The organism is Aeromicrobium sp. CF3.5, assembly GCF_051262695.1.
Taxonomy (GTDB): Bacteria; Actinomycetota; Actinomycetes; order Propionibacteriales; family Nocardioidaceae; genus Aeromicrobium.
This window is the reverse complement of the sequence record NZ_JBIMEZ010000013.1, coordinates 37,334-48,568: the sequence shown is the minus strand read 5'-3', so window position 1 is coordinate 48,568 and position 11,235 is coordinate 37,334. Positions and strand designations below refer to the sequence as shown.

Genomic DNA, 11,235 nt, shown 5'->3' with positions numbered 1-11,235 from the left:
CTCGACGAGCCGCTGGGGTCGCAGCAGGTCGCGCCCGATGAGGTCCATCATCTGGGGGTAGTCGGCCGCAGCCATGCCGTGACTGCCGAGCACGTCGAGCTCCCAGCCGATGACGCGCTCCATGGGTACCCGCGGGTGGCCCTCGCTCGCTGGCAGTAGCCCGACCTGCACGTGCCGGCCGCGACGGCGAAGGCTGTGGATCGCGACTGAGCACGTCGCCTCGCTGCCCACCGCGTCGACCGCGACGTGGCTGCCGCCCTGGGTGAGGTCGGTGAGGACCGTCGCGAGGTCGGGCCCGTCAGCCAGCACCGCGTGGTCGGCGCCGAGATCCGTGGCCACGGTGAGGGCCTCGGGATTGCGGTCGACAGCCACGACCCGAGCCCCCAGGGCCTTGGCGATCATGATGGTGCTCAGTCCGACCCCGCCAGCACCCACGACCGTCACCCACTCGCCCTCGGCGAGACGGGCCCGACCGACCAGCGCCCGGTAGGCGGTCGCGAACCGGCAGCCGAGACTGGCCGCCGTGGCGAATTCGACGGCATCGGGGAGCGCGACCAGGTTGGTGTCAGCCGCGTGCAGGACGACCCGCTCGGCGAACGAACCCCAGTGGGAGAAGCCTGGCTGCTGCTGGTCGGGGCAGACCTGTGCGTCCCCTGCCAGGCACCACGCACAACGCCCGCAGCCGCAGACGAAGGGGACCGTGACCCGATCGCCGACGCTCCATCGCTGGACCTCGGGCGCCACCTCGATGATCACGCCGGCCAACTCGTGTCCCGGCACGTGCGGGAACGCAACCCCCTCGTGGCCGGCCCAGGCATGCCAGTCGCTGCGACACAGTCCGGTGGCCCGCACCTCGACCACGACGCCGGCCGGGGGCGCCGACGGCTCGGGGACGTCCCGCACCGTCGGAACGCCCCCGACATCGTCGATCACCACGGCACGCATCCCTGCAGTGTGACCGATCAGATCAGTCCGCGACGTAGTACATCCGCTTGTTGACGAACTCGTCCATGCCCAGCGGGCCGAGCTCGCGACCGAAGCCGGAGCGCTTGACCCCGCCGAACGGAACCTCCGCGCCCTCGCCGGCAGTGGTGTTGACGTTCGACATGCCGACCTCGAGTCGCTGGGCGAGGGACTGGGCACGCGCCGTGTCCTGGCTGAACACCGAGCCGCCGAGGCCGTAGCCGGTGTCGTTGGCCAGCGTGAGGGCCTCGTCGTCGGAGGCGACCTTGTAGACCACGGCGACCGGGCCGAACAGCTCTTCGCGGTAGGCGCGCATGTCCTCGGTGATGCCGGTGAGCACCGCAGGTGAGTAGTGCGCGTCGGGTCCTTCGGACAGCACGCCGCCCGCGTGGAGGGTGGCGCCCCTGTCGACCGCGTCCTGCACCTGTTCGTGCAGCTTCTCAGCAGCGGCACGCGATGACAGGGGCGAGAACGACTCCATGGCGCGGGCCTGGGCGGTGATCTCGGAGACGAAGTCGTCGTAGATGTCCTCCATCACGATCATCCGCTTGTTGGAGTTGCACGCCTGGCCGGTGTTGTAGGTGCGGTACTCCCACGCCTGCGTCGCGACGTCGGCCACGTCGGCGCTGTCGAGCACCACCATGGGATCGGATCCACCGAGCTCGAGCACACACTTCTTCAGGTTCTGGCCAGCCTGCGCGGCCACCGTGGAGCCGGCGCGCTCCGAGCCGGTGAGCGAGACGCCTTGGACCCGGGGGTCGGCGATGATCGTGGAGATCTGATCGAAGGTCGCGAACACGTTGACGTAGGTGCCCTCGGGCATGCCGGCCTCACGCATGATGTCGGCGATCGCGAGGGCAGAACGCGGCGTCGACTCGGCGTGCTTGAGGATGATCGTGTTACCCAGCATCAGGTTGGGGGCTGCGAAACGTGCCACCTGGTAGAACGGGAAGTTCCACGGCATGATGCCCAGCAGCGGGCCGATCGGCAGGCGCTGCACCATGGCGTTGCCGCCGCTGATGCCCTTGATGGGCTGGTCGGCGGTGAGCCCGGGGCCCTCGGTCGCGAAGTACTCGAAGATCGCCCGGCAGAACTGCGCCTCCTCGACGCCCTCGTGGTGCGGCTTGCCCATCTCGAGGGTCGCGATCGTGGCCAGCTCCTCGGCGCGCTCGCCGAAGAGGGCAGCGACCTTCTTGACGGCCTTCGCGCGCTCGGCGATCGGGACGTCGCGCCAGCTGATGTAGGCGTCCTGCGTGGCCGTGAGGGCCGCCTCGATGTCGGCGTCGCCGGCGTGGTCGAAGCTCTCGATCACGTCGCCGGTGGACGGGTCGGTGACGCAGTAGACGGGGTTGGTCATGATGTCTCCTCGTGATCGTGCAAAGGGTTCTCCCGGCCAACGTATCCGTGGGGCCCGACAGCCGCGGAGGATCGGATCGAATGACTCGTCGACAAAGTCGCGACAGCGACCGGATCCGGTGTCATGATCCCCTCATGGACCATCCCCTCGACCCCCTGACCGCCGCCGAGTTCGAGGCCACCACGGCCCTGCTGGGACGCGAGCACGGCGTCGGCGACGGGTGGCGCTACTGCTCGATCGAGGGCCTGGCTCCACCCAAGCCGGCGCTGGACGCCTACGCGTCCGACGGCACCCGGCCCGCGCGGATCGTCGAGGCGATCGTCCTGGAGCGCGCCACCAACCGGACGCATCGCGCCCGGCTCGATCTCACCTCCGACGACGTCCTGTCCTTCGAGCACGTCCCGGACGTGCAGGCCAACTTCACCGTCGATGAGTGGGAGGAGGCCGATGCGGCGCTGCGGGCCCACCCCGGGGTGATCGAGGCGCTGGCCAAGCGCGGTGTCACCGACATGTCGCTGGTCTTCATGGACACGTGGACCTACGGCGACGCCGTGATGCCCGCCCAGTGGAGCGATCGCCGCATCGGCTGGTCCGACACCTGGGTGCGGGCCGCAGCCGGCGCCAACCCGTACGCCGGGCCCATCAATGGTCTGCACTGCGTGATCGACCTCAACACCATGGAGGTGCTCGACATCGAGGACACCCACACGGTGTCGCGCCCCGAGGTCATGGGTGAGTACGTCCCGCGTCACGTGCCCGACCGGCTCAAGGGCCACCGCCCGCCGCGCAAGCCGCTGGAGGTCACCCAGCCCGAGGGCATCGGATTCGAGGTCGACGGGCACCACCTGCGCTGGCAGAACTGGTCGATGCGGGTGGGCTTCAACCACCGCGAGGGCATGACGTTGCACGCCATCACCTATGACGACGCCGGACGCACCCGCCCCGTCGCACACCAGCTCAGCTTCGCCGAGATGGTCGTCCCCTACCGCGACCCCAGTGTCGATCACTACCGCCGCACCGCCTTCGACATCGGCGAGTGGGGCCTGGGCTTCATGACCGAGTCGCTGGAGCTGGGCTGCGACTGCCTGGGGGAGATCCGCTACCTCGACGCCGTGATGCACGACAGCACCGGCGCCCCGTACACGATCGGCAACGCGATCTGTCTGCACGAGGAGGACAGCGCGGTCGGCTGGAAGCACGTCGATCACGGCGCCGACGGTCAGGGCGGACAGGTCGGGGCCGAGGTGCGGCGCCAGCGTCGATTCGTGGTGTCCAGCCACGTGACGGTCGCCAACTACGAGTACCTCATCTACTGGCGGTTCTACGAGGACGGCAACATCGAGTGCGAGGTGCGCGCCACCGGCATCATGGTCGTCACCCACATCGAGGACGGTCAGCCCCACCCGCACGGCACCCTGGTCGACCAGCGCACCTACGCGCCGTACCACCAGCACTTCATCGTGGCGCGCCTCGACCTGGAACCGGACGGCCGCGGCAACACCGTCTACCGCTCGGAGACCGTGGTCGACCCGATCTCCGAGGAGAACCCGCTCGGACTCGCACTGCGCCAGGCCAGCACCCCGATCGAGGTCGAGGGCCACGATGACTTCAGGTGGGAGAGCCAGCGGTCGTGGAAGGTCGTCAACGAGAGCTCGATGAACGGGCTCGGCACGCCGGTCGCCTACAAGCTCGTGCCCGGCGGCGCCATCCCGTCGTTCTTCGATCCCGAGTCGCCGGTCTTTCAGCGTGCCCAGGTCATCGGGCACACGGTCTGGGTCACCCCGCACGACGCCGAGGAGCGGTGGCCGGCCGGTGAGTTCGTGAACCAGAGCAAGACCGACCACGGCCTGCCCGAGTGGATCCAGCAGGGCCGATCGACCCGGGACACCGACGTCGTGCTCTGGTACGTCTTCGGCATCCACCACATCACCCGACCCGAGGACTGGCCGGTCATGCCCGCCGACACCGTGTCGTTCTGGCTCAAACCGACCGGCTTCTTCGACCGCAACCCCTCGCTCGACGTGGAACCGTCACCGGCCACGTCAGGGGCGTCGTGCTGCGGCACCGACGCCTGCACCTGCGCCCACTGAGGGGCGACGTGGCTAGATGTCGCCGGCCTCGAGGGCGTCGGCGTACGCGGCGACCGAGCGGTTGTAGCGCGGCAGGGTCGGCTCGATGGTGCGCATCAGCTCGGCCACGGCCTCGCGCTCACGGCCGTTGGTCGCGAGCGCGAGCGCGATGAACACGCTGGCCGCACTGGCCAGCTCGTGATCGGGCTGCGCGCCGAAGTGGTCGCGCAGCATCTGGATCGATGCGTCGTGCTGGCCGAGGTTGCGCAGGGTGCTCGCGTGCTGGATCGTCACGCGCGACAGCTCCGGCTCGGCCAACCCAGCGTCCACCGCGCGCCGGTAGAGCGCGGCTGCCTCGACGGGGTGGCCGGTCGAGTCGTGCGCTCCGCCGAGCTCGGCCAGCGCCTCGGGATCGTCAGGGTGCTCGGCCGCGAGCTCGGTCATGCCAGCCAGCAGCGCCTCGTCGCCGATGGCATCGGCCTCGGCCCACAGGGCGTCGACCCGTTCGCGCCAGGTGTCGTGGGGAGTGGCGCTCATCGGGCGCGCACCGTGACGACCGAGTCGCGCACCGTGACGGGTGCGCCGTCCTTGAGGTGCTCGCGCTCGCGGACCTCGCCGCTCACGCCGAACCGGTCCGGATCGACCGTCGGCACCAGGTCGTCGGGCGTGAACATGACGCCCGGTCGGGATGCGTGGCGCAGTCCGGTGCGCAGGTCGTCGGGGTGGTGGCCGACCACCAGCAGCAGGCCGCCGGGCTTCAGGGCGTCGGCGAGGCGCGGCACGAGTTCCCTCATGCCGCCGTCGAGCAGGTGCATGAACTGCGAGCTGATCAGGTCGTAGGACTCCGCCGGCTGCCAGGTGCGGATGTCGCCCTGCTCGAAGCGGGTGCGGTCGGCCAGCCCGGCGTCGCGGGCGACGGCGGCCGCCTTGTCGAGCCCGGACTGGGAGAAGTCCAGCCCGGTGACGGTCCAGCCGAGCTCGGCCAGCCACATCACGTCGGCGCCCTCGCCGCACCCGATGTCCAGGGCCGTGCCGGGCGGCAGGTGCTCGGCCTCGGCGACCAGCTGGGGATTGGGCTTGCCGCTCCACACGCGATCCGGGGTGCCGTACCGCTCCTCCCACGAGGGCCGCTCGAACATCGCCTGCACCTGCTCGTCGGTCAGCTCCTCGTGATCCATGCCCCCATGATGCTCGGTCTCAGCGAGAACTGGCGCGGCGGGCGCGGACCAAGGCGCTGGCGCCGACAGCGATCACGATCAGTGCCGTGAAGGTCAGCCAGGCCGCGGTGTAGGGCTGGCCGCCGATCGTCTCGTTGCCGGTCTTGCCGGCCTGGCCACTGATCACGGCGAAGAACGCGATGCTGCAGGTGCCCCAGACGACGAAGCCGACGACAGCCGGCATCCGCGCGGGTGTGGGCAGGAACCGGGCGGCGAGGATCGTGAGCCCGATCGTCAACGGGGCGAGGATCGCGTCGTGCACGATGATGGCGCCGATCAGCCAGAGGCCCAGCGACAGCAGCGCCGTGGTGCCGTCGTCGATCAGGTGCCACAGCCCGAAGAGCCCGGCGGCGACACCGACCGCTCCGAGCGCGAGACGGGCGGGGGACACGGTGCCCATCTTGGGGCTCGATCTCGGGCCCATCACACGACCTCGATCCGTTGGACCCACTTGGTCTGCAGCACGCCGGGACGATTCGGTGCGATGAGTCGGCACGGGAAGCCGTGGTCGAGGCTCAGGGTCTGACCGTTGAGCTTGAGCGCCAGCAGCGTCCGCTCGTCGGCCACGAACTGGCTCGGCAGCTCGGAGGATCCGAACGCTCCGCGGGTCTGCGTCGACCGGAACTGCACGGTGGAGCGTGGTGCGGCACCCACCAGAGCGATGAGATCGCGGACGGCGACGCCGGTCCACTCCGCCGATCGGCTCCAGCCCTCGACGCATGCGATGGGCAGGGTGTGGGTGCTCTGCGGCAGCGCCCGCAGATCCTCCAGCGACAACGACGTCGTCTGATCGCCCGCGACGATCTCGAGCACGAAGTCCGGCGACGTCGCTCCGGGGATCGCGCCGGCGCCGCTGGCCGTGCGGTTGATGGGCAGGTCCTGGGGGCCTTCGCCGTCACGCACCGAGAACACCGAGAGCTGCCGCAGGAACGGGATCGTCTGACCAGCGGTCAGCACGACGGCGAGACCCGATGCCGCACCGGTCGCACCCAGCACGGCCCGCCGGGAGGTGCCGCTGGGCGGAGTGTCGTCGTGATCGTCCTCGACGTGGTCGGCGGAGTCCTCGACGTGGTCGACGGGGGTGCCGAGCCCCTGCTTGATCTGGGGCAGCTTGACGGCGATGTGCACGATCAGCGAGCCGATCGCGATCCACGCGACCGCCTCGTGGGTGCGGCGAAAGCTGAAGTCCCACGGGTACCAGCCGGCGATGTTGAGGGTTCCGGTGGCGAGCAGGAAGATCGCCGACGCCACCAGCGCGGCGATCGACAGGCGCGAGAGTCCCTCGAGCACCAGGGCACGTTTGTCGCTGAGCGCCGGAGGCCGCTCGAAGAAGCGCGGGAAGACGGACCAGAGCTTGACCAGCAGCAGCGGTACCGCTGCGGTGCCGGAGACGATGTGCAGACCCTGCGTCCAGCGGTACAGCCAGGCCGGATCAGGCCCGATGGGTAGCCAGGCGGGGTTGGTGTACTGGAAGTGGCTCCACATGCCGGTCAGGAAGCAGATCCCGAACGCGATCCCGAGCGCCGTGCCGACCCGGCTCGTCGTGGGTGTCCCGCGGCGGTTCTGGTCGAAATGCTCAGGACGAGGGATACGGGCCTCGATGTCCTCTACGCGGGGAAATCTCATGGTGGCTCAAGCGTAGTCCCGGGCGGACCAGTTGCGCGATGAAGCGGCCGGGTCAGGCCCTGACGAGGGTGACCGCGTGGCGCTGCCCGACCGTGCGGGTCGCGTGGACCCTGAGGCCGGCGTCGGTCGCCACCGACTCGATGCCTGCCAGGCCGACGACAGCCCACGCGAACTCCGCGGAGTGCTGGTCGCCGATGCGAAGTCGGCGCTGCTCGGCCACCAGCCCGATACCGGGCCCGGCGACCTCGACGATGCTGCGACCCTCGGGTGAGAGGACCTCGTGCACCCGGCGCAGCAGATGGACGGGGTCGCCACCGATGCCGACGTTGCCGTCGGCGAGCAGTGCGACCTCCCACTGGCCCTCGCCGGGAACCTTGCTGAAGACGTCGCGGCGCAGGGCGTAGGCGCCGCGACCGCGGGCCTGGCGGACGGCCTCCGACGACACGTCGATGCCCAGCGAACGGACGCCGCGCCTCGAGATCTCACCGACCAGGCGCCCGGGCCCGCAGCCGACATCGATCGTGGGGCCGTCGCACGGATCGATGAACAGGGCGCGGTCGACGCCGTCGGGCGCCCCGGACCACGCATGGACCTCGAACGGGACGATCTGTCCGAAGGCATCGACGACGTCGGCTCGCCCACTCGCGAAGGCAGCGTCGTACGCCTGGTGCGGATCCATTGATTCGGTCATGAGTCGATTCCCGTCGAACGTGCTTCGCCCACGACGGCGGCGAGCCGTGAGTCGGGAGCGTCGTCAGCGATGTGCTGGGCGTCGGCCCAGCTGTCCATGTCGCGCACGGTGCGCAGCCGGACGGTGATGTCGAGCGCGCGAGCCGTGTGCTCGGCGGTCTGGTCAGTGGACATCGGGACGCCGATCAGCGCCGTGGCATCGGCGGCATCGGGCAGACCGAGCAGCCACCAGCCGCCGTCGTCGGCGGGTCCCAGCACGCGATCGCCGGCCTGCACGGCCTCGACCGCCGCGACGTAGTCGCCGCGCGTGAGCTGAGGGGTGTCCATGCCGACCTGGATGATGCCGCGGACTCCCGAGGCCGCCGCGGCGTCGACGTGCGCATGGGCGAGTCGCTCGTCGAGGCCGTCGCCGCGCTGAGGCACGACGATGAGGCCGTCCTGCCCCAGCAGGGTGCGGATCTCGTCGGCGTGGGCGGCGTCGTCGAGATCGCCGGTGAGGGCGACCACGACGGGCCACGCGCGCTCCTCGGCGACGGCGATCACGGTGTGCAGGGTGTCGAGCAGCGCCGCGGCGGCCAGCTGGGCAGCGGTGGCGTCACCGGTGTCGGCGGCGACGCGGGTCTTGGCGAGTCCGGGAACGGGTGCCTTGGCGACGACCAGCACCGCAACCCCCCCGAGTCCGCGGTTCACCGCATGACCTTCGCAAAGTCCTTGATGACCCGCAGCGTGCCCTTCACCGAGCCGCTGACCTTGGACTTGGTGCCCGGCGCGCGACGACCGTAGTCGACGTCGATCTCGCGCACGGTCCACCCGGCGGTCGAGGCGCGCAGCATGAGCTCGAGCGGGTAGCCGAACCGGCGATCCTCGACACCGAGGTCGAGCAGGTCGTCGCGGCGGCTGACCCGCATGGGAGCGAGGTCGTGGATGCCGAATCCGCTGCGACGGCGGATGACGGTGGCCAGCAGCTTGGTGCCCAGGCGTGCGTGCCAGGGCCAGATGCCGCGCCCGGTGGGGCGACGCCGGCCCACGGCCATGCGGGCTCCCCCGGACGTGACGATGTCGTACATCGGGACGAGGTCGGACAGCTTCATGGTGCCGTCGCCGTCGATAATCGCGACGTACTCGGCGGTCGCGGCCTCGATCCCGGTGTGCACGGCTGCGCCGTACCCCGCACGAGGCTCGTGGACGACGGTGGCGCCGAGCGATGCGGCGACGTCGGGGGTGCCGTCGGTCGATCCGTTGTCGACGACGATCGCGCGCCAGCCGGACGGCAGGTCGGCGAGAACGCCGGGCAACGCCGGGGCCTCATCGCGACAAGGAATGACCACGTCACACATGATCACAGGCGGCTCCACATCGTTCGGTTCATGAATCGGACCCATCCGTGCTTGAGAAAGGCCCACCTGAACATGATGCCGTCTGTGCAATCATACGGCCTGTCATGGCCGGTCTGCACGCCTACCGTGTGCGCAGGGGGTCACTGGCCAGCTGCGCCAGCCCCTCGTCGGGGGAGTGCTGGGCCGTGAAGCCGATGCCCTCCGTGGCTGCCGCCGGCGACGCGACGACGTGGCGGACGTCGAATCGCCGGTAGTCACCGGTGACGACCGGCGGCGCTCCACCCGCCGCCGCGGCCAGGGTCTCGGCCATGTGCAGCAGCGTGCAGGGCTGGCCGGATGCGACGTTGTACGGGGTCAGGCCCTCGGCGTGCTCGCCGATGCGCTCCAGGGCGAGCACGTTGGCGAGCGCGACGTCGTGCACGTGCACGAAGTCGCGCATCTGGCCGCCGTCCTCGAACACCTGAGGTGCCTCGCCGCGCTCGATGGCCGAGCGGAAGATGGCTGCGACACCGGCGTAGGGGGTGTCCGCGGGCATGCCCGGGCCGTAGACGTTGTGGTAGCGCAGCGCGATGGCGCGGGCGTTCTCCAGGGTGCACCACGCCGATGCGTAGTGCTCCTGGGCGACCTTGGAGGCCGCATAGCTCGTGCGCGGCAGGAAGGGGGTGTCCTCGCCGATGAGTCGCCAGGTGATCTCGCCTGCACAGACCGGACAGCGAGGGTCGAACCTGCCGGCGTCGAGATCGGCGACCTGGCGCACGGCCGGTGGGACGTCTCCGTGCTCGGGGCAGGTGTACCGACCGTCGCCGTACGCGACCATCGACGACGCGAGCACCAGGTCGCGCACTCCTGCGCGCGCCATGGCGGCCAGGAGCCGCGCCGTTCCGTGATCGTTGTGATCGGCGTACGCAGGCAGGTCTTGGGCGTCGACTCCGTTGCCGACGACGGCTGCCTGGTGGCACACCACGTCGATCCCGTCGAGGATCTCGTCGAGGTCCGCAGTGCGGATGTCGAGGCGTGCGACGTCGGTGGGGACCTCGACATCCTCGCCGTGTGCCTGTGGAAGGAACGCGTCGAGTCGCACGACGTCGTGGCCCCGCTCAGAGGCGATGCGACCGATATGGGTCCCGATGAAGCCGGCGGCGCCGGTCAGCAGGATCTTCATGGCAGCTCGATCGGAAGGGTCATGCCGTCGACGGCCGAGCCGCACGCGCAGTCGCGTTCTGGCCCGATGCCGGCGGCGACGTGCCGCAGCACGTCCTTGAGCGTGTCGGTGTGGGTCGAGAACACCTCGAAGACCGCGTCCATGTTCACGGCGGAGCCCGAGTCGACCCCCGCGTCGTGGTCGGTGACCAGCGCGACGGTGGCGTAGCAGAGCGCCATCTCCCGGGCCAGGACCGCTTCGGGGTGTCCGGTCATGTTGACCACGGCCCACCCCTGATCGGCGTACCAGCGCGATTCGGCGCGGGTCGAGAAGCGTGGACCATCGATGACGACCATCGCGCCACCCTCGACGGGATCATGTCCCTGCAGTCCGTCGATCAGGTGTCCACGCAGCCGATCGCAGTAGGGATCGGCGAACGAGATGTGGCAGGCGCCCTCGTCGAAGTACGTCTGGACGCGACCTGTGGTGCGGTCGACCAGCTGGTCTGGCACCACGAACGTGCCGGGGCCGTAGGCCTCCTGCAGTCCGCCGACCGCGCAGGGGGCGAGGATCTGACGCACGCCGAGGCTGCGCAGCGCCCACAGGTTGGCGCGGTACGGCACGCGGTGGGCCGGGAACTCGTGTCCGCTGCCGTGTCGCGGGAGGAAGGCGACCTCGCGATCGCCCACCCGGCCGATGGCGATGGGCGCGGACGGGGCGCCCCAGGGGGTGTCCACGGTGACGGTGCGGGGGTTCTCCAGGAACGTGTAGAACCCGGAACCGCCGATCACGGCGAGCTCTGGACGCAGTTCAGTGGTCATGGACAGAGAGCATG

Annotated in this window: 12 protein-coding genes; 1 reads left to right on the top strand and 11 read right to left on the bottom strand. The window is 70.2% G+C overall.

The window, feature by feature from the left end:
• Both ACHAA3_RS16330 and ACHAA3_RS16325 read right to left on the bottom strand, forming a co-directional pair.
• Positions 1-945: zinc-binding dehydrogenase (locus ACHAA3_RS16330; protein ID WP_435710149.1), on the bottom strand; the 945-nt coding region annotated here is incomplete at its 3' end.
• A gap of 22 nt (positions 946-967) precedes the next feature.
• Complete coding sequence (locus ACHAA3_RS16325; protein ID WP_435710148.1) at positions 968-2,320, bottom strand: NAD-dependent succinate-semialdehyde dehydrogenase; 1,353 nt, start codon at positions 2,318-2,320, stop codon at positions 968-970.
• A 134-nt stretch (positions 2,321-2,454) separates the two neighbouring features.
• Here ACHAA3_RS16325 and ACHAA3_RS16320 point away from each other — a divergent pair, with 134 nt between their 5' ends.
• Positions 2,455-4,410, top strand: a complete 1,956-nt coding sequence (locus ACHAA3_RS16320) for a primary-amine oxidase (RefSeq protein ID WP_435710147.1) — start codon at positions 2,455-2,457, stop codon at positions 4,408-4,410.
• A 12-nt stretch (positions 4,411-4,422) separates the two neighbouring features.
• Here ACHAA3_RS16320 and ACHAA3_RS16315 read toward each other — a convergent pair whose 3' ends face one another.
• The 9 genes from ACHAA3_RS16315 to ACHAA3_RS16275 all read right to left on the bottom strand — a co-directional run bounded on the left by ACHAA3_RS16315 (position 4,423) and on the right by ACHAA3_RS16275 (position 11,221).
• On the bottom strand, positions 4,423-4,926 hold the full coding sequence (locus tag ACHAA3_RS16315) for a tetratricopeptide repeat protein (RefSeq protein ID WP_435710146.1): 504 nt from the start codon (positions 4,924-4,926) through the stop codon (positions 4,423-4,425).
• Positions 4,923-5,567: an SAM-dependent methyltransferase gene (locus tag ACHAA3_RS16310; protein WP_435710145.1), complete on the bottom strand. Its 645-nt coding sequence runs from the start codon at positions 5,565-5,567 to the stop codon at positions 4,923-4,925. Before ACHAA3_RS16310 ends, ACHAA3_RS16315 begins: the two co-directional genes overlap by 4 nt.
• A gap of 19 nt (positions 5,568-5,586) precedes the next feature.
• A complete protein-coding gene (locus ACHAA3_RS16305) occupies positions 5,587-5,997 on the bottom strand; it encodes a hypothetical protein (protein WP_435710144.1) in 411 nt (136 codons plus the stop codon).
• A 32-nt stretch (positions 5,998-6,029) separates the two neighbouring features.
• Positions 6,030-7,232: a molybdopterin-dependent oxidoreductase gene (locus ACHAA3_RS16300; RefSeq protein ID WP_435710143.1), complete on the bottom strand. Its 1,203-nt coding sequence runs from the start codon at positions 7,230-7,232 to the stop codon at positions 6,030-6,032.
• Positions 7,233-7,284: 52 nt separating this feature from the next.
• Positions 7,285-7,923: a methyltransferase domain-containing protein gene (locus ACHAA3_RS16295; RefSeq protein WP_435710142.1), complete on the bottom strand. Its 639-nt coding sequence runs from the start codon at positions 7,921-7,923 to the stop codon at positions 7,285-7,287.
• The gene (locus tag ACHAA3_RS16290; protein ID WP_435710141.1) at positions 7,920-8,612 is read right to left on the bottom strand and encodes a TIGR04282 family arsenosugar biosynthesis glycosyltransferase; all 693 of its coding nucleotides are present in this window, start codon (positions 8,610-8,612) and stop codon (positions 7,920-7,922) included. Before ACHAA3_RS16290 ends, ACHAA3_RS16295 begins: the two co-directional genes overlap by 4 nt.
• The gene (locus ACHAA3_RS16285) at positions 8,609-9,259 is read right to left on the bottom strand and encodes a glycosyltransferase family 2 protein (protein WP_435710140.1); all 651 of its coding nucleotides are present in this window, start codon (positions 9,257-9,259) and stop codon (positions 8,609-8,611) included. The genes ACHAA3_RS16290 and ACHAA3_RS16285 overlap by 4 nt, the downstream gene beginning before the upstream one ends.
• Before the next feature lie 121 nt (positions 9,260-9,380).
• Positions 9,381-10,421, bottom strand: a complete 1,041-nt coding sequence (locus tag ACHAA3_RS16280; RefSeq protein ID WP_435710139.1) for an NAD-dependent epimerase/dehydratase family protein — start codon at positions 10,419-10,421, stop codon at positions 9,381-9,383.
• Positions 10,418-11,221: an S-methyl-5'-thioadenosine phosphorylase gene (locus tag ACHAA3_RS16275; RefSeq protein WP_435710138.1), complete on the bottom strand. Its 804-nt coding sequence runs from the start codon at positions 11,219-11,221 to the stop codon at positions 10,418-10,420. The genes ACHAA3_RS16280 and ACHAA3_RS16275 overlap by 4 nt, the downstream gene beginning before the upstream one ends.
• Positions 11,222-11,235: the final 14 nt, after the last annotated feature.